At 43.9% G+C, this 18,511-nt stretch carries 15 protein-coding genes; 14 read left to right on the top strand and 1 reads right to left on the bottom strand.

Annotation, left to right across the window (positions count from 1 at the left end; translation table 11 throughout):
* The first annotated feature begins 30 nt into the window (after nucleotides 1-30).
* The 7 genes from BFP72_RS09065 to BFP72_RS09035 all read left to right on the top strand — a co-directional run bounded on the left by BFP72_RS09065 (nucleotide 31) and on the right by BFP72_RS09035 (nucleotide 11,277).
* The gene (locus tag BFP72_RS09065) at nucleotides 31-1,974 is read left to right on the top strand and encodes an OmpA family protein (protein WP_158233352.1); all 1,944 of its coding nucleotides are present in this window, start codon (nucleotides 31-33) and stop codon (nucleotides 1,972-1,974) included.
* Nucleotides 1,975-2,387: 413 nt separating this feature from the next.
* Nucleotides 2,388-5,450 (top strand): sensor histidine kinase, encoded by a 3,063-nt coding sequence (locus tag BFP72_RS09060; protein WP_099598831.1) that lies wholly within the window; start codon nucleotides 2,388-2,390, stop codon nucleotides 5,448-5,450.
* A 98-nt stretch (nucleotides 5,451-5,548) separates the two neighbouring features.
* A complete protein-coding gene (locus tag BFP72_RS09055; protein ID WP_099598830.1) occupies nucleotides 5,549-5,875 on the top strand; it encodes a hypothetical protein in 327 nt (108 codons plus the stop codon).
* 67 nt (nucleotides 5,876-5,942) lie between these two features.
* Entirely contained in the window at nucleotides 5,943-7,517 is a 1,575-nt protein-coding gene (locus tag BFP72_RS09050; protein ID WP_099598829.1) for a SulP family inorganic anion transporter, read from the top strand.
* 144 nt (nucleotides 7,518-7,661) lie between these two features.
* Nucleotides 7,662-8,057, top strand: coding sequence for a Fur family transcriptional regulator (locus tag BFP72_RS09045; RefSeq protein ID WP_255397182.1), 396 nt, complete (start codon nucleotides 7,662-7,664; stop codon nucleotides 8,055-8,057).
* A gap of 3 nt (nucleotides 8,058-8,060) precedes the next feature.
* Complete coding sequence (locus BFP72_RS09040) at nucleotides 8,061-10,445, top strand: TonB-dependent receptor (RefSeq protein WP_099598827.1); 2,385 nt, start codon at nucleotides 8,061-8,063, stop codon at nucleotides 10,443-10,445.
* Between the two features lie 4 nt (nucleotides 10,446-10,449).
* Entirely contained in the window at nucleotides 10,450-11,277 is an 828-nt protein-coding gene (locus BFP72_RS09035; RefSeq protein WP_099598826.1) for a DUF4625 domain-containing protein, read from the top strand.
* 104 nt (nucleotides 11,278-11,381) lie between these two features.
* On the opposite strand, the gene BFP72_RS09030 is transcribed toward BFP72_RS09035, so the two are convergent.
* A complete protein-coding gene (locus BFP72_RS09030) occupies nucleotides 11,382-12,095 on the bottom strand; it encodes an SDR family oxidoreductase (protein WP_099598825.1) in 714 nt (237 codons plus the stop codon).
* A 144-nt stretch (nucleotides 12,096-12,239) separates the two neighbouring features.
* On the opposite strand from BFP72_RS09030, the gene BFP72_RS09025 reads away from it, so the two are divergent.
* The 7 genes from BFP72_RS09025 to leuB all read left to right on the top strand — a co-directional run bounded on the left by BFP72_RS09025 (nucleotide 12,240) and on the right by leuB (nucleotide 18,362).
* The gene (locus BFP72_RS09025) at nucleotides 12,240-12,641 is read left to right on the top strand and encodes a group III truncated hemoglobin (protein WP_099598824.1); all 402 of its coding nucleotides are present in this window, start codon (nucleotides 12,240-12,242) and stop codon (nucleotides 12,639-12,641) included.
* A 2-nt stretch (nucleotides 12,642-12,643) separates the two neighbouring features.
* Nucleotides 12,644-12,964, top strand: a complete 321-nt coding sequence (locus tag BFP72_RS09020) for a hypothetical protein (protein WP_099598823.1) — start codon at nucleotides 12,644-12,646, stop codon at nucleotides 12,962-12,964.
* A 211-nt stretch (nucleotides 12,965-13,175) separates the two neighbouring features.
* A complete protein-coding gene (leuC, locus tag BFP72_RS09015; protein WP_099598822.1) occupies nucleotides 13,176-14,573 on the top strand; it encodes a 3-isopropylmalate dehydratase large subunit in 1,398 nt (465 codons plus the stop codon).
* Between the two features lie 115 nt (nucleotides 14,574-14,688).
* Nucleotides 14,689-14,967, top strand: coding sequence for a four helix bundle protein (locus BFP72_RS09010; protein ID WP_255397181.1), 279 nt, complete (start codon nucleotides 14,689-14,691; stop codon nucleotides 14,965-14,967).
* A gap of 52 nt (nucleotides 14,968-15,019) precedes the next feature.
* Nucleotides 15,020-15,616 (top strand): 3-isopropylmalate dehydratase small subunit, encoded by a 597-nt coding sequence (gene leuD / locus BFP72_RS09005; protein ID WP_099598821.1) that lies wholly within the window; start codon nucleotides 15,020-15,022, stop codon nucleotides 15,614-15,616.
* Between the two features lie 113 nt (nucleotides 15,617-15,729).
* A complete protein-coding gene (locus BFP72_RS09000) occupies nucleotides 15,730-17,250 on the top strand; it encodes an alpha-isopropylmalate synthase regulatory domain-containing protein (protein WP_073118508.1) in 1,521 nt (506 codons plus the stop codon).
* A 56-nt stretch (nucleotides 17,251-17,306) separates the two neighbouring features.
* Entirely contained in the window at nucleotides 17,307-18,362 is a 1,056-nt protein-coding gene (gene leuB, locus BFP72_RS08995) for a 3-isopropylmalate dehydrogenase (RefSeq protein ID WP_099598820.1), read from the top strand.
* Nucleotides 18,363-18,511: the final 149 nt, after the last annotated feature.

Raw genomic sequence — 18,511 nt, 5'->3', positions numbered from 1 at the left:
AACTTTAGTTTTGGGAAAAACTACATACTCATGAAACAATCGATCAGTTATATACTCATTCTCATCTCTCTTGTATTCGTGCAAGGTGCTATGGGACAATCTACAAACCTAGAGCTAGAGTTTAAGAAGGCCTATAAAAATGGTGTGACAGCCTACAAAAAAGGTGATTACAAAGAAGCTGTGACGCAGTTTGAGACGGCTCTTAAATACAAAAGCTACCATGAAAACTCATGGTACTACGCAGGGATGGCTTTTATGAATGACCACAACCCCGAACGTGCGGTGTATTGTCTCAAAAGGCTAGAGGATATCAATCCAGATTACAATCCTTGGATATACAGCTATATAGGTAACGCCTACATCCTCATGGATGATCTACCAAAGGCGCAACGCTATTTTGAGAAGTTTTACGATTTCATACCTAAGGAGCCAAAAGATGTGTCTACACTGCATTTGGCCAGAAATAGAATTGAATATACCAAAAGAAGTCCTGAGATCAGAGGGTCTAAGAATAGTGAAGACCAGCCACAACCTTTGGTGAATGTTAACAGTAGTGCACATGACTATACACCTCAAGTGAACCCCACAGGGACGAGGCTATACTTCACTAGTGTACGACAAGGTGGGTTTGATAATGTCAAGGATAGTTCTCGTGCCAATCATTATGGAGAGGATGTTTACTTCTCGAATTTTGAAAATGGGACTTGGCAGGCGCCAGTGTTGATGCCTGAACCTATCAATTCTACGACGGATGATTTTGGTTCGTCATTCACCGGTGACGGTCAGACGATGGTCTATGTACGCTGTGGTACCGAGGAGAGTATAGGAGGGTGTGATTTGTATATCGCCTATCTCATAGATGGACAATGGACTGAACCTACCAATATGGGTAATGTGGTCAATAGCAGCGCTTGGGATTCTCAACCTACCATCAATTCGGATGGCACGAGGATTATTTTTTCGTCGACACGTGATGGAGGGTATGGCGAATCGGATTTGTATGTGACCTCTCTCAATCAGTACGGGGAGTGGGGTATTCCGTCCAACCTTGGTAGTGTTGTCAATACACCATTGAGTGACAAGAGTCCGTATATTGCTTCGGATGGGAAATCTCTGTACTATGCCTCAGAAGGACATCCAGGGTATGGCGAGTCAGACATCTTTTACACTTTGTTTGACAATGGTAAATGGGGTGTGCCAATCAATGTTGGGGCACCAATCAATTCGTCTGGTGATGATACCAACTTTAGTATTTCTGCCTCGGGGATGGGATACTTTGCTTCGTCACGCTTGGATGCGAATAATTATGACTTGTTCGAAATGGAGTTGCCAGACCATTTGAAACCTAAGCCATCGATTGTTGTGCAGGGAGTTGTTTCCAATGCCAATACTGGTGCGCCGATCGGGGCAGTGGTATTGATAGAGGATATGGTGACAGGTGAGCTGATCGCACTCAACAAAAGTAATGATGAGACGGGGGAGTATTTGATAGTCTTGCCGGCTGGACGAAGCTATAGTGTGTCTGCTAGCAAGGATGGTTATTTCTTTTATTCACAAAGTTTTGATTTGCCGAAGGATACAAACTACATGGAGATTTCAAAGGATATATTGTTGGAACCTATAGAAAAGGGAACCAAGGTGGTATTGAATAATATTTTCTTTGAATCAGGTAGAGCAGAATTGAAGCCCATTTCTTATGTCGAACTCAACAAGGCCGTGCAGCTCTTGACTGATAACTCGACAATGGTGATCGAAGTAGGAGGACACACAGACAATGTAGGGTCTGACGAACTCAACCTGAAGTTGTCTCAAGCCAGAGCCGATGCAGTGGTAGCCTATATGGTACTCGCTGGTGTGGAAGAGACGAGGCTCCAGTCCAAGGGGTATGGCGAGTCTGTGCCGATTGCTGACAATACAACCGAGGAAGGACGTAAGGCCAACCGTAGAACTGAATTTGTAATCGTCGAATTTTAGTCTGATTCAATGATCTTGATATACAAGCTGTTATTCTGTGATGGAATAGCAGCTTTTTTGTTGCCCATCGTATAGCTGGATGGGTGAGTGTTTTCTTTTCAAAGAGGCAAGTAATCAGTGAGTTAGGAGAGAGCGGTGATTCTCAAGGAGCGTAGGTTCTGTCTTCTGAACAAAGGGGTAGAGTTGTAGTGGTTGGAGGCAGGATAGGTTTTGAGCGATTCAAAACGAGTTTATTCGTCGAATAATTCTTTATCCTCCCGATCAAATCGATAAGCCATTATGAATTATGATTATCTTTCTTTTAGATTTTGATTGTTCATGATGCAGCATCAATCAGTAGATCATTGTAAGCTTGGATTTCTTCAGGTAATATCGAAGGGATTGCTAAGGTGATTTTTTGATTCAAAAAGAGTATGACTAAAGCCTATATCCGATTTTCCCTTGCCCTTTTTTATGTAATTGTTTCACAGCTGTGGGTAGACTATCGTGCGTATGCCCAAGAGGGCGATCCAAGTCTGTCTTTGAGCGATCTGAGTATTTCACAGTGGACGACCAGTGATGGGCTTAGTTCCAATAATCTTACTTCTGTTTTTCAAGATTCTCAAGGTTTAATATGGGTGACTTCATTCAATGGAGTAATGATTTACGACGGGGAACGTGTCGAGATTTTTGATAAAAACAGCTTGTCCATTCTGAAGACCGATGGTTTTCATTGTGTGGCGGAGCGAGCTTCAGGTGAGCTCTTGCTTGGTTCGCAGGGAAATGGTATAGTGTCGTACAAATCAGGGAAATTTGCTTTGCTAAGACCGAAAATTGGTCGTATTCCTAAGTCAGTGAGAGATATCATAGTGATGAACCAAGGGGAAGTGTATGCTGGGACAGACAATTTTGGCTTGTATCGTGTGCATCAAGATACTTCACAAGCTGTATTGATAGAGGAGCTTTCCAATGTCACGGTCAAGGCTTTGCATGGAACGGCCTCTGGGGATGTTTGGATTGGTACGGAAGGAAAGGGCGTCTATGGGTTGACCGAAACAGATACCTTGCATTTTACCTTGGCCGATGGTCTGAGAAGCAATACCGTCAATGCGATTGCTCAAGACCAAGCCGGGAGGATTTTGATCGGGACAAACGGCGGATTACAGTATTATACGCCAGAGGAAGGTCTGCAAGATGTCGTATCCTTGTTTGATATCTATGTCAATTGCATCATGGTTGATTCTGACAATTCCATTTGGGTGGGGTCTGAGCTTGGGGTATTGAAGTATGATCAAGAGACAGGTACTTTGGAAAACTTGTATCAGAAAAGAGGAGTGGAATTGGTACGAGTGTCTTCCCTTATGATGGATAAAGAAGATAATATCTGGGTGAGCTCAAATAGAGCGGGGTTGATTCGACTCAAAAGAAGTTTAGCGACCAATTTGATCGTGCCTGATATTACGAGCAATCGCGTCTATATTGTTCATGAATCATGGGATGGTAAACTCTACATAGGGTCAGACCAGAACCTGATTGATCAGCGCAATGGAGACAGCAACAAGCGAATTAAGGTAGAGTCTAAATTGTATGATAATGGAGTTCGAGATATCTACCATGACTCAGATGGATCGTTGTGGTTGGCGACTTATGGAGGGGTCGTACATAAGCGTTTACAGGGTGAAACGCGCTATTCCATACAGACGGGCATGCCTGCCAATAATTTCAGAACGGTACTCAAAGATGGGCGAGGAGATTATTGGTTTGGTAGTCGCTCTGGCGGTTTGGTGAAGTTTAGAGACGGACAAATACAGCGGGTCTATACCAATGGTAAAGGAATGAAGTCCAGTTTCGTTTTGGCAGTAGAGGAGAGTGTCAATGGAGAGATATACGTTGGGACTCACAGCGGGGGATTGACGATTATTGATCCAGAAGGACAGACTCGAACCTACCCTTTGAATGAAGATGATTCGGGGATGCTCTTGTTCAATATGGAATTGCATGAAGACGGGACGGCTTTATTGACTTCTACGGTAGGGTTGGTGTATTTTGATGGTCATCGTTTGTCATTGGTGGAGTTGCAGTCAGACGGTAAGAGCAGAACGTTCTTTGATGTGATGGAGGATGATTATGGACATATTTGGGTGAGCTCCAACAAGGGGGTCTTGAAAATCAGTAAAGAGGAATTTGAGTCGTACCTGCGAGGCGAAGTAGAGCGAGTAGGTTTTTTTGTGCTAGACGAGACCAACGGGATGAACAACGAGGAGTGTACTGGAGCGACGCGCATGACGAAACTCAAAAATGGCGAGATCTATGTGCCAACGTTAGGAGGGATATGCATCGTTGATCCGCTCAAGGTCAAACAAAATCAGTTTCAGTCTTTGCCACTCATTCGACACGTGATGGTAGACAATGAAGAAATGGACTGGCATGGGGAGGATGAAATAGAGGTGTCAGCAAGTGTCAAAAGGATGACTTTTCAATATAGTGCATTGAGTTACCTTGCACCGGAGCGGAATTTGTATAAATTCAAGTTGGAAGGATTTGACCATCAATGGAGTAAACCGTCTACTGTAGGAGCTATCGAGTACACCAATATACCTCCAGGTCATTTTACCTTTCGAGTCATGAGTAGTGTAGATGGGTTGACATGGAGCCCCTCAGAGTATGCTTTTTCATTTGAGGTTTTGCCGTTTTTTTATGAAACTTGGTGGTTTTATGCCTTGGTTATTTCTATGCTAGGGTTGATAGTAGGGGGAGCGTACCGTTGGCGTGTGGCATTTATCAATCGTCAAAATGTGGAGCTGAAGAAAGTGAATGCTGAACTGGATCGGTTTGTTTACAGTGCGTCGCACGAAATGCGTTCGCCATTGTCTTCTATTTTGGGCTTGGTGGCTGTGGCTAGAAATGACAAAGAGACAGACCAAGAGGTATATTTTGAGCACATAGAGGCGAGTGTTATGCGTTTGGATGGCTTCATCAAAGACATCATTGACTACTCAAGAAACGCACGACTGGGTGTGCAAGTGCAATCAGTCAAACTCAATAAGATGATTCAGGAGATACTAGATGATTTGAGTTTTACGGGTAATTATAAAAAAATCAGGAGGCAACTAGATTTGGGTGATAAAATGGTGCTGAATACGGACCCTAGTCGCTTGAAAATTGTACTAAGTAATTTGATTACCAATGCTTTCAAACATCATGCTCCTGACGATGTGATGGACCCTTTTGTCTCGATAGTTCTGCAAAAAACGATACGAGGGGTAGTGATGATCGTCACAGACAATGGTCCAGGAATTGATAAAAAGTACCACAAGGATATTTTTAAAATGTTTTATCGTGCTACGACTCGAAGTGAGGGCTCAGGGTTAGGTCTATACATGGTGGCAGAGATCATTGCTAAGCTTGGAGGGGAACTTCAAATTGATTCGGTGTTGGGCAAAGGCTCTACTTTTACTGTGGAACTTCCCGACTTACCCCTTACTAAACTTAAATAGTGCGAATCTCCTTGATTTGTTTCGCGTACCCTTATCTTTGAGATAGTGGTTTTTCTCATTTTTGGACAAATGTCTGAAAAATCATCTTTGAAGCAACCATGAAAGGAACTCACTATAGGACACAATTGATACTCATGGGCTTCTGCTGTATTTTCATATTGAATGTAGCAGTGCCTCAGTGGCTTGAGATGGAGCAGGATGTGCTCATCGAGAACAATGATGTCGAAGAGACGGAGAGTGAAGAGAAAAATGAAGAAGTGAAAGGAAAGATGCATGCCGAGGAATTGTTCTGTATGCACTTAGATTTTTCCAATTTTTTCTTGCTGTCAAATGATTATATGTCTCGGTACTTGTTTCTTCTTTGCGAAGGCTCTATTGCTGTTGCCAAGCTCCCCCCAGACGTCATGCTCTGTCTGGTTCTCTAGTTTGAGATCTCATCAAATATTCTGTTTTTTATCATGCTACATGGGTAGCGATTAACTTTATCAAGACATGAGTAAGTCAAATAAGTCAGGGTTATTGTCCAATTTGGGTAGTGACTTTCCGGCAAGTTTTGTGGTTTTTTTAGTAGCGGTACCGCTTTGTTTGGGTATTGCCTTGGCCTCTGGAGCCCCCTTGTTTTCAGGGATCATTGCGGGGATCATTGGAGGGATAGTGGTAGGTTCTATCAGTGGTTCACACTTAGGAGTGAGTGGTCCTGCGGCGGGACTGGCCGTCATAGTGCTCAATTCGATTACGGATTTGGGAGGGTTCGAAAATTTCTTGCTCGCAGTAGTGATTGCGGGCGTGATCCAGGTGCTGATGGGAATAGCCAAGGCCGGTGTGATAGGATATTATTTACCTTCTTCTGTGATCAAAGGAATGCTGTCCGGTATTGGTTTGATTATTATTTTGAAGCAAATTCCTCACTTGTTTGGGTACGATGATGACCCAGAAGGTGACTTAGGTTTCTTTCAGCCTGATGGGCACAATACCTTTTCTGAATTGCTTTATACGTTAGACAACTTCACACCAGGGGCAGTGGTGATTGGTCTTTCGGCTCTCGCTATATTGATTTTGTGGGACCGTCCATTTATGAAGAAAATGCAGTTTACCAAATATATCAATGGGCCGTTGATTGTTGTGCTGTCTGGTATTGGTTTAAATATGGCTTTTCAAAACAATGCGTTTTTCTCGTTGGCTGGAGAGCATGTTGTCAATATACCAGTCTCAAAATCATTTGGGGAATTTACCGAGATGTTTGCGACACCAAACTGGGGGATGTTTGCAGATAAGAAAATTTATGTTGTAGCCTTTACTATAGCGGTTGTAGCCAGTTTGGAGACACTGTTGAGTGTAGAGGCAGCGGACAAGTTGGACCCACAGCGGCGGGTGACCCCTACCAATCGCGAGCTAATCGCACAGGGAGTAGGCAATTCTCTTTCAGGATTGATTGGTGGTCTGCCTGTGACACAAGTGATTGTACGCAGCTCAGCCAATGTGCAATCTGGTGGACGTACCAAGGCATCTACCATCATGCATGGTGTATTGATGCTGATCTGTGTGGTGATCATTCCTCAAGTGCTCAATTTGATTCCACTTGCTAGTTTGGCTGCTGTCCTTATTATGGTGGGGTACAAACTTGTCAAACCTTCCATGTTCAAAGAAATTTATTTCACGGGCAGAGCTCAATTTTACTCGTATATCACCACCGTGCTAGGATTGGTATTCACAGACTTGCTCATGGGGATTGGTATGGGGCTCGTGGTGGCTATTATGTTTATTTTGTGGAATAATTTTAAGACACCGTATCATTTCGACCCCAATAAGATCAAGCCAAATGAGCCAATTAAGATTCCACTTTCAGACAACGTGAGCTTTCTCAACAAGGCAAGTATGATCAAGACTTTTGGGTTGATTCCCGACGGTAGTGAGGTCATCATCGATGCGACACGTACTACTGATATACATTGGGATGTATTGGAGCTAATTGATGATTTTAAAATCAGCAGCAAGAGCAGAGGGATTACTTTGTCTTTTCTAGGGTTTGAAAAATTTGATACCAAAATCCAACGTGCGGAAACGTAAGGGCTTCACTTTGGAAAAGCGTAAAAAGGGCGTCAATTACTGACGCCTTTTTTTGTGTCCAAAAAATTCATCACAACTATTTGCAACATGATTGCAAATAGTTGTAGCTTTGCAACTATGCTAGTTTATTCAGAATTGAGACAAATGCTCAAAGATCATGGTCTGAGAGTGACTGATTGCCGCCTTGATGTACTTTCTATCTTCAAAGCGTCTAAACACGCTTTGACTTCTCGTCACTTAGAAGATGAGTTGACAGGGTACGATCGTGTGACATTGTTTCGAACGCTAAACTCCTTCATCGAAAATGGCGTGGTACACAAGATACCGGATGATTCGGGAATTGCTCGCTATGGGATTTGCGATGAACAATGCGCACCTAAGGATCATCACCACGATCATGTACACTTCAAATGTACGGATTGTGGCCATGTCGATTGTTTGCCCAATTATAGTGTTCCGCACATGGATATCCCAGGGTATCTCATACATGAGACCAAGATGATAATGAACGGGTTGTGTAAATCTTGTTATTCCAAGTAGGACATGAGGGATTTGGTGATGCTAAGTGCATTCCTTTTGATGGGGAACGGTGCATGGGGGCAGTCGGTGTTGGAGGGTAAGGTAATTGATGATCAGACCAGAGAAATACTCATAGGTGCTACGGTAGAGATTCATGAACTCAATCAGGGGATGATTACTGATGTGGATGGCGAATTTCGGTTCGAGAACGTTCGTGAGGCTAGTTATCATCTCCATGTCAGTTATGTGGGGTATCGAGCGGTGACTGTATTGGTGGACTCTGATGACCTGTCTACATATCTGATTGTGCCTTTGTCTCAAACCTCCCTCGAGTTGAGTGAGATTGTCGTAGAGTCCAATTACTACAAAAATGGTCCGAAAGAGCAGACTCTGTCTATGGAGATGCTTGATTCGGAATATTTGATGAAAAATCAGAGAGGTTCTTTTGTCAACTCTCTAGAAGACCTTCCTGGAGTCAGTGCTATCAGTACCGGTGTGGGTATTGCTAAACCTGTGATACGTGGAATGGGGTTCAATCGTGTGATCGTCAATGACAAAGGAGTCAAACAAGAAGGTCAGCAGTGGGGGGGGGACCATGGCTTGGAAATTGACATGTTTGACCCAGGCAGAGTAGAGGTAATCAAAGGGCCAGGTTCGCTGATGTATGGGTCCGATGGACTCGGTGGTGTGATCAATATTTTCCCTCCAGCTATCCCTCAGCAGCAAGGCCTGTCAGGAGGTTTTCAGATGCTGTACAAAACCAATAATCAGCTTGTGGGGACATCCACTCATATTCAAGGGAGGAAGAAGGATTGGGTGTATCGGGTGCGCTTGAGTACGCAGGATTTTGGGGATTACCGTGTACCCGCAGATGAGTTCAATTACAACGGCACCATCTACAATATCTATGACGAGCACCTCAAGAATACCGCAGGTAAGGAGCGTGACGTGAGTCTGATGTTGGGTGTGAAAAAATATTGGGGGTATTCTACCTTGACTCTGAGCAATTTTCATCAGGAGGTGGGTTTGTTTGCTGGAGCAGTGGGCATACCTAGTGCAGTATTGTTGTTGCCCGATGGCGATAATAGGAATCTAGATAAGCCAAAGCAGCAAACGAACCATTTCAAAATCATCTCCAATACCAACTTGCTGCTCGGGAAGAACTGGTTGGAACTGGATATAGGCTATCAGTATAACCTGAGAAAGGAAATATCTAACCCTCACACAGGGCAGGTTGTGATTGGGGATTCAGATCTTGCACTGCGTCTGGATTTGCAGACTTTCACATTAAATGGGCGGTACTTTTTGCACAAGAGCAAGAAGCGTAGCAGTATCCTAGGAGTCCAAGGACAGTATCAGGTCAATCGAAAGGGAGGGTTTGAGCATTTGATTCCTGATTTTCATTCTTCCGCCATTGGTGTGTTTCACTACGAAGAGTATACAGTACAAGACCGATGGACTATGACAGGTGGGGTACGACTAGATTATGCCAATCGAAACATAGACGCTTATGAGCAACCGATCTATGACCAAAATCAAGATGTGGTGAGATACTATGAGAGAAATCCTGATGTTAGTAAATGGTTCCTCAATTATTCTGCGGCGTTGGGGGTGTCTTATTATCCTACTAGTTCGTTCAATACCAAACTCAATCTAGGGACAAGCTACAAGGTGCCAACAGCTACGGAGATGAGTATCAATGGTATCCATCACGGGACATTTCGTCACGAACTCGGTGATGCAGAATTGATTACCGAGCGAGGATTTCAAGCTGATGTGAGTTTGAGCTATCAGCAGACCAATTTAAGTCTTGTGGTTACTCCTTATGCATCTTTCTTCAAGGATTACATTTACCTGGCTCCTTCGGCTTTGTTTTCCAACAATCTCGATCCGGATGCCTTTTACGAAAGCACGCAAGTCTACCAGTATCAGCAGAATGATGTGTTTTATGCAGGGACAGAAGTATCCGTCGAGTATCACCCGATACAAGCACTGCATTGGAAAGTAGCCTTGGAATATATATACAACTACAACCTCGATACGTATCTGCCTTTGCCATTGACACCACCTCCGTCGCTGTTTTCGGATTTGGAGTACGAGTTTGCACTCAGAGGAGCATGTGTCAAAACACTAGAGTTTGGATTCAATGGCAAATGGGTGTTGGATCAAAACCGAGTGGATCGCAACGAACGAGCCACAGAAGGTTACTTCGTGTTGGGAGCGAATGTCAATACGCAAATAGCATGGGGAACGACTCAGTTGCGTGTGTTTTTTAGTGTCAACAACTTATTGGATCAAGAATATTTTAATCACCTGAGTAGATATCGTCTACTCAATTTGCCAGAGCAGGGGCGAAACTTCTCTGTATCTGTGCATGTGCCATTTGGAAAAAAACAACTAAATAAATAATAAGATGAAAAAGAACTTTTGGATTGCCCTATTTGCTGTCACGATGATCTCAGCTTGTGAATCGGATGACAATACCCCTGATTTGACCGCTCCAGTGATTGAGATGGAAGAGCCCTTTCCAGGGGATAGTTTTGCTGCGGGTTGGACTATGCATGTTCTCGGAGAGATTACTGACGATGAGGGGTTAGCGAGTTATAATATTACGATTCATGATGATTTCGATGGGCACACACATGGTCGTGTGTTGGAGGCGTTTAGTTACGATCAGAGCTTCGTTGCGTCAGGGACTATGCAGGAAATCGATCAGGAAATTGAAATTACTGAGACTGCTACTGCAGGTCCTTATCACTTTGTGGTACAAGCCATCGATGAAGCAGGTAATACTACGAGTTTTGCAGATGGGTCGACCATAGAAAGTGAAATATGGATTACAAATGATGAAATGGCTCTCATTCATTTTGAAGATGCCAATGGAACCGAGGTAGACGAGTATGAGGCAGAGTTGGGAGTGTCACTTGCTTTTTATGGACACATAGAAGACCAAGAAGGTGCGCTAGACCATGTGGATATACAGGTAGGACATGTCGAAGAAAGTGAAGAACACGATCATAGTCATGAACGTGTACTGGAAGATGCCATATATGACGAAGAGTTTGAGGTGGAGGGTGCAACGAGCGTTACTATCGAATCATTACTCGCGAATGCGAATATCGTGGTGACTCAGTCGGATCTTGATGCACTCGAAGAGGGTGAACACCTCTATTTGATCATCACTGTCAAAGATGAAGATGGCAATTATTCCAAAAATCAGATTGCCATTCATTTCGATTGATCCGAAAGTAGAAGATTAGTTGCTTGTTGATACGAGCTAAAAACGCCTCATGTCAAAGTGAAACTTTACATGAGGCGTTTTATCTTAATTGACAGTATTCAATACTATTTTACTGGAGGCTGACTTGGTCTCACTTCTATTTTGGAAGGGAGAGTTCTTGGGTCGAGTTTTAGCATATCTACTACCATTTGTCCAAGGTCTTCGATTTGAATTTTCCAATGATCCTCTTCGTTTGGTGTGTGGTTGTTGAAGTAGGTAGCGACAGAGCCAGGCATGATGGTGGATACATTGATGCCCTCGTGTCGGAGATCTAGCATCATGGCTTGAGTGAAACCAACCAATCCAAACTTGCTCGCGTTGTAAGCAGTGCCTTTTGCGAAGAAGTTCGCTCCTGCTAAACTTGCGATGGTGAAGATGTATCCCTTCGTGTCTTTGAGTGCAGGAATGGTAGCTCTGACTGTGTTGAATACCCCGGTCAAATTGATGTCTATTGTTTCGTTCCATTGCTCGTCGGTGAGTTCGGTGATTGATCCGAAGTGTCCTACTCCTGCGTTGGCAATGACCACATCGAGTTGCCCCCATTGTTTGACTATCAGGTCCGTCGCAGCACGTAGAGCTGCAGCATCCCGTACGTCAGCGACGATGCCTACAGCTTCTCCATGTTTAGACAAATCAGCGAGAGCTTTGTTTACTCCTTCTTGGTTTCGCCCTGTGATGGCTACTTTCATGTTGGCTTTGAGCATGGCTTCTGCAATACCATACCCTATTCCTTTTGTGCCTCCCGTGATTAGGGCTGTTTTATTTTCTATTGATCTCATATTTTGTTTCGATTTACTTAGTTCATACTGTTTTGAAGAATGGGTGTTTCAATCCTAAGGCTATTTTATGATTTTAGTCATGTAAACACAACTTTGAACCACACGTATGCTAGAGTTATAGGATGATTTAATTTTATTCGTGCCATGAGGAAGAGTGATATCACATCGAGACAAGATATAGAGTTATTGGTCAATGCCTTTTACAGTAAGGTACGTGAGCATGACATGCTTGGTCCGATTTTCAATGGAGTGATTCAGGATTGGCCAGAGCATTTGTCTAAGCTTGCGGATTTTTGGGAAACCAACCTGTTGTATGTGCAGAAGTTTCAGGGCAATCCGATGAGGGCACATCTAGAGGTCGATGCAAAATACAATCACTCGATTTCGCAGGAGCATTTTGGCAATTGGCTACAGCTGTGGTTCGAGACCTTGGACGCACTGTTCGAAGGAGAGAAGGCGATTCTTGCCAAAGAACGTGCACGCAACGTGGCACACATTACATTCATGCGCTTGTTTCAGGCGAGGCAAGCCAAATCCCCACAATAACTATGAAAACAGCCATCAATCAAGCCATCTGGACAGAATTGCTGGAATCTGACAAACCAGTGGTCAAAGTCATTGAGAAAAGTGAAAACCTCAGAATATTGGGAATAGGACTCAAGCAAGGAGTGATACTCACCGAGCATCAGACTCCCTACGTGACCAAGTTGGTCTTAGTCGAAGGGGAGGTAGAGTACGAGCAGGGGGAGACCAAATACTTGCTGCGCAAATTTGACGAGTTAGACATTCCTGTCAATATCAAACATCAAGTGACGAGTCTTTCGAATAGCTTGTTTGTACTGATCCAAGAGTTGTCCACCGACAAATAGGTGAATGAATCCATGAGGATCGTATTTATCAAATTCATTAAATCAAGAATATAATTTTGTTAAAATTTCAATTATCACTTTAATCATCGCCATTATTCGAACTAAACCTCTGAAATAACACACAATACCTTACCTTTGCGCTTCGATTTTGGGTGATTTATATAATCATGCCATCGAATGACTTGATTTAATATTTAAAAAATTCATAATTATGGGCAAGACGTTGTTTGACAAAGTGTGGGATTCGCACGTAGTTAAAAAGATTGAAGGAGGACCAGACGTTGTGTTTATCGATAGACACATGGTACACGAAGTGACTAGTCCAGTTGCTTTTCTAGGATTGAAAAATAGAGGCTTGAAAGTTTTACATCCAGAGAAAACTTTTGCGACAGCTGATCACAACACACCGACGATCAACCAACACCTGCCTGTGGAGGATCCATTGTCTGCGAGTCAATTGAAGGCCTTGGAAACCAACGCGAAGGAGCATGGAATCTCTCACTGGGGCCTGGGACATGAGAAAAACGGTATTGTACATGTGGTAGGGCCTGAGTATGGTATCACTCAGCCTGGTGCTACGATCGTATGTGGAGACTCGCATACTTCTACGCACGGTGCATTCGGTGCGATCGCTTTCGGTATCGGTACATCGGAGGTGGAGATGGTGCTCTCGTCGCAGTGTATCATGCAGCCTAAACCAAAGAAAATGAGAATCAACGTCAACGGTACGCTACAAAAAGGAGTGTCACCAAAAGACGTTGCCCTTTATATCATCTCTAAGCTGACGACTTCTGGTGCTACAGGGTACTTCGTAGAATATGCTGGTGATGTGTTTGAAAACATGACCATGGAAGGTCGTATGACTGTATGTAACCTATCGATTGAGATGGGAGCACGCGGAGGTATGATTGCACCAGACGAAACTACCTTCGAATACGTCAAAGGCAGAGAGTTTACTCCATCAGGAGCTGCGTGGGACAAAGCCATGGCTTATTGGGAGACCTTGAAGACAGATGCAGACGCGTCGTTTGATCAAGAATATACCTACGATGCGAGTGATATAGAGCCGATGATTACCTATGGTACCAATCCAGGTATGGGTATGGGTATCAGCAAGAATATCCCGAATGCAGCGGACCTGGATGGCGGTGTGTCTACTTACGAAAAGTCACTGGGATACATGAATTTCAACCAAGGAGACTCGATGATTGGTAAGAAAATCGACTATGTATTCCTCGGTAGCTGTACCAACGGCCGAATCGAAGATTTTCGTGCATTTGCCGAACTCGTCAAAGGAAAGAAAAAGGCCGATCACGTGACGGCATGGTTGGTTCCAGGCTCACACAAGGTAGAGGCTGCTATCAAAGAAGAAGGGCTTTTGGATATCTTGACCGAAGCAGGTTTCGAATTGAGAGAGCCAGGTTGTTCGGCATGTCTCGCGATGAACGATGATAAAGTGCCAGCGGGTAAACTCGCCGTGAGTACGTCCAACCGTAACTTCGAAGGGAGACAAGGGCCAGGCTCTAGAACACTATTGGCGAGCCCATTAGTTGCCGCTGCTTCTGCTGTAAACGGTGTAGTGAGTGACCCGAGAGAGTTGATCGCTTAATTGGCTTTAAGCTTAGCGCTATTCGCTTTACGCTGCAACTACAGTGAGAGATTATAGGAAGTATAAGGTATGGGAATTGGGTCATGAGTTGACTCTTGAAATTTACTGAGTTACTTTGGAGTTTCCTGCAGCTGAAAAGTTCGGAATAGTTAGTCAGATGCAAAGAGCGGCTTATTCAATTCCATCCAACATAAGTGAAGGCTGTGGAAGAGATAGTGATAAAGAATTCGCTCGTTATTTGGTAATAGCCAAAGGGTCGGCATCTGAATTAGAATATTTTTTACTCTTGAGTAAAGATTTGAAATATTTGAATGAAAAGGATTATGATGCTCTTTTTGATATAGTCAATCAGGTCAAAAGGAGTTTGTATAACTTGATTAATAAGATAAAATAGGCGTTTAGCGATTTGCGTACAGCGAATAGCCCGACACCCAAAGCAAATAAATATGGCATACGATAAATTCGAAATATTGACAAGTAGTGCAGTTCCATTGCCAATCGAAAATGTGGATACTGACCAAATTATTCCAGCGAGATTCTTGAAAGCAACTGAGCGTGTAGGGTTCGGTGACAACCTGTTCAGAGACTGGAGATACAATACGGACGGTAGTCCTAAGCAGGATTTCGTTCTCAACAACCCGACTTATTCAGGACAGATCCTAGTAGGTGGCAAGAACTTCGGTTCAGGATCGTCGAGAGAGCACGCGGCATGGTCGGTGTACGATTATGGATTCAGATGTGTGATCTCAAGTTTCTTTGCAGATATTTTCAAGGGCAACTGTTTGAATATCGGCGTGTTGCCTGTACAGGTGAGCGCGGAGTTTTTGGACAAAATATTCAAGGCCATCGAAGCAGATCCTAAAACTGAGATCAAAGTGGATCTTCCTGCTCAAACAGTCACACTTGTGTCTACTGGCGAATCAGAAAACTTTGATATCAATAGTTACAAGAAGGGCAACATGCTCAATGGTTTTGATGATATCGATTATCTACAAAACATCAAAGGTGAGATCGTAGAGTTCGCCAAAGAACTGCCTTTATAATATTTTTGTCATTTCGACGAAGGAGAAATCTAAAGCAATAGGTGTTTTGGATTTCTCCTTTTGTCAAAATGAGTCGCTGCACTGGCGTATTGTTAGGTGCTTAATTTGTATCCATGTCTAGAAAAGTAGAAATTCTCGATACCACCCTACGTGATGGGGAGCAGACTTCTGGGGTGTCTTTCACCGAAGGGGAAAAGTTGCGCGTTGCACAAATGCTACTGGCCGAACTCAAGGTTGATAGGATAGAGGTGGCTTCTGCGCGGGTATCAGATGGGGAGTTTCGCTCGGCGAAGATGATTCTCGATTGGGCCAATGTCCATGGTTACGGCGAAGCAGTAGAGATATTAGGGTTTGTGGACGGAGATATCTCGCTACAGTGGATCAAGGACGTAGGGGGGCATGTGATTAATTTGCTATGCAAAGGTTCTCGAAAGCATTGCGAAAAGCAACTCAAGAAAACCCTAGAGGAGCATCTAGCAGATATCGCTAAGACCGTCTCTATCGCACAAGAGATGGGGATCAAAGTCAATGTATACTTGGAGGATTGGTCCAATGGTATGAAAGACTCTCCAGACTATGTACTCGAAATGGTACAGGGACTAGAGAAGATGGCGGTCAACCGTATCATGCTCCCAGATACTTTGGGGATGCTCAATCATATCCAGACAAGCGAGTACTGTGGCATCATGACCAAGAATTTTCCTGATATGAAGTTCGATTTTCATGCACACAACGATTATGACCTGTCGGTAGCCAATGTGTATTCTGCTTTAGAGTGTGGATTTACTGGTGTGCACACGACGCTCAATGGGCTCGGGGAGCGTGCTGGCAATGTGCCGCTATCGAGTGTGATCGGTATTGTCAAAGATCATCTCGGTTATGAGATGAAGGTGGATGAGTCTAAATTGTATCAGACCTGTAAGCTCGTAGAGTCTTTTTCGGGTATCCGAATTCCCGCCAACAAGCCCTTGATCGGGGAGTTTGTGTTTACACAGACGAGTGGCATTCATGCCGATGGAGACAACAAGGACAACCTGTACCAAAACAGTATTAATCCTGAGCGGTTTGGACGGACATACTCATATGCCTTGGGCAAAATGTCTGGCAAAGCGAGCATCAAAAAGAACTTGGACGAACTCGGGATTCAATTGAGTCCAGAGGAAACTAAAAAAGTGACCGCTAAGATCATCGAACTGGGTGATAAGAAGGAGTCGATCTCCAAAGAAGATTTACCTTTCATCATCAAGGATGTATTGGGTACACAGGTAGTAGATCCATCGATCCGTATCATGAACTACTCACTTTCCGTTGCGCAGGGTTTGAAATCCATGGCAACCCTGAGTATAGAGGTCAACGGCAAAGTGTATGAGAAGACTGCGGGTGGGGATGGACAGTATGACGCGTTCATGAATTCGCTGAACCTGATCTATCAGGAACTGAACAAAGAACTACCAAAGTTGGTGGATTATGAAGTGCAGATTCCTCCAGGAGGTGAGACCGATGCTTTGGTGATCACCACGATTACTTGGCAGGGAGACAAGCGATTCAAAACCAAAGGCTTGGATTCGGATCAGACGGTCGCGGCGATCAAAGCGACCATCAAGATGTTGAATATCATAGAGAATAACATATAGTCGAGGGCAGATTTGCAACCTTGACCTTTACATATTGAATTTTAAACTAAGAATAAATGGAATTTAAAATTGGCGTATTGGCCGGTGACGGTATCGGACCAGAGATCGTAGAGCAAGCGATCAAAGTAATGGATGCAGTAGCAACCAAGTTTGGTCATCAGTTCAACTATACAAAAGCACTCGTCGGTGCGATCGCGATTGATGAGACGGGCAACCCATACCCAGATGAGACGCACCAGGTATGTTTGGATTCTGATGCTGTGCTGTTCGGCGCGATCGGTGATCCTAAGTACGACAACAACCCTGCAGCGAAGGTGAGACCTGAGCAAGGATTGTTGGGGATGAGACAAAAGCTAGGACTATATGCCAATATCAGACCTGTAGCTACTTTTCCATCATTGATCGACAAGTCTCCGTTGAAAAGAGACATCGTACAAGATGTAGATTTGGTCGTGATCAGAGAATTGACTGGGGGTATCTATTTCGGTGCTCGTGGTAGATCTGAGGATTTGACTTCAGCTTTTGATACATGTGTGTACACGGTAGAGGAAGTGGAGCGTATCTTGAAATTGGCCTATAGCTATGCTGGCAAGCGTAGCAAGAGGGTGACTGTAGTGGACAAGGCCAATGTATTGAGCTCGTCTAGACTTTGGAGAGAGGTCGCTCAGAGAGTTGAAAAAGAATATACAGATGTCGAGACGGACTACATGCTCGTCGACAATGCGGCGATGCAGTTGATCCAGTGGCCAAAGAAATTTGATGTCATGGTGACCGAAAATATGTTCGGAGATATCCTGTCGGACGAAGCATCAGTGATCACAGGTTCTATGGGTCTATTGCCTTCTGCATCTGTCGGTAGAGAGACTTCTGTTTTTGAGCCGATCCACGGGTCTTATCCTCAGGCTGCGGGCAAAGATATCGCTAACCCACTAGCGACTGTGCTTTCAGCGGCGATGTTGTTGGAGTCTTTGGATTTGCTAGAAGAAGCCCAAGCCGTAAGAGATGTAGTCAACAAGTCACTCAATGAAGGTGTCGTTACTGAGGATATTTCGGGAGAAGGTAAAGCATACAAGACCTCAGAAGTAGGGTCTTGGTTGGCTGAGAACATTTAATTTCCGAAAGGAAAGTGTGCCAAAGCCTTGATTTCCATAGGAGATCAAGGCTTTTTGCTTTTATTGGGTAGAGGTATTCGTACAAACTATTGGTAATTATTAGATGAATGGGTTGTTATCCAAATATAAAGACTACCTTTGCTTCAGAA

The sequence above is a fragment of the Reichenbachiella sp. 5M10 genome (genome assembly GCF_002742335.1).
In the GTDB taxonomy this organism is placed as follows: Bacteria; Bacteroidota; Bacteroidia; order Cytophagales; family Cyclobacteriaceae; genus Reichenbachiella.
Note: the sequence above shows the minus strand (reverse complement) of the source record. Positions and strands in the feature narration are given on the sequence as shown.

Coding starts and splice junctions, on each gene's coding strand:
- BFP72_RS09060 (WP_099598831.1), top strand. CDS start 2,388: ATGACTAAAGCCTATATCCGATTTTCCCTTGCCCTTTTTTATGTAATT.
- BFP72_RS09000 (WP_073118508.1), top strand. CDS start 15,730: ATGTCTAGAAAAGTAGAAATTCTCGATACCACCCTACGTGATGGGGAG.
- BFP72_RS09040 (WP_099598827.1), top strand. CDS start 8,061: ATGAGGGATTTGGTGATGCTAAGTGCATTCCTTTTGATGGGGAACGGT.
- BFP72_RS09035 (WP_099598826.1), top strand. CDS start 10,450: ATGAAAAAGAACTTTTGGATTGCCCTATTTGCTGTCACGATGATCTCA.
- leuB (WP_099598820.1), top strand. CDS start 17,307: ATGGAATTTAAAATTGGCGTATTGGCCGGTGACGGTATCGGACCAGAG.
- BFP72_RS09030 (WP_099598825.1), bottom strand. CDS start 12,095: ATGAGATCAATAGAAAATAAAACAGCCCTAATCACGGGAGGCACAAAA.
- BFP72_RS09020 (WP_099598823.1), top strand. CDS start 12,644: ATGAAAACAGCCATCAATCAAGCCATCTGGACAGAATTGCTGGAATCT.
- BFP72_RS09045 (WP_255397182.1), top strand. CDS start 7,662: ATGCTCAAAGATCATGGTCTGAGAGTGACTGATTGCCGCCTTGATGTA.
- BFP72_RS09065 (WP_158233352.1), top strand. CDS start 31: ATGAAACAATCGATCAGTTATATACTCATTCTCATCTCTCTTGTATTC.
- leuD (WP_099598821.1), top strand. CDS start 15,020: ATGGCATACGATAAATTCGAAATATTGACAAGTAGTGCAGTTCCATTG.
- BFP72_RS09055 (WP_099598830.1), top strand. CDS start 5,549: ATGAAAGGAACTCACTATAGGACACAATTGATACTCATGGGCTTCTGC.
- BFP72_RS09050 (WP_099598829.1), top strand. CDS start 5,943: ATGAGTAAGTCAAATAAGTCAGGGTTATTGTCCAATTTGGGTAGTGAC.
- BFP72_RS09025 (WP_099598824.1), top strand. CDS start 12,240: ATGAGGAAGAGTGATATCACATCGAGACAAGATATAGAGTTATTGGTC.
- leuC (WP_099598822.1), top strand. CDS start 13,176: ATGGGCAAGACGTTGTTTGACAAAGTGTGGGATTCGCACGTAGTTAAA.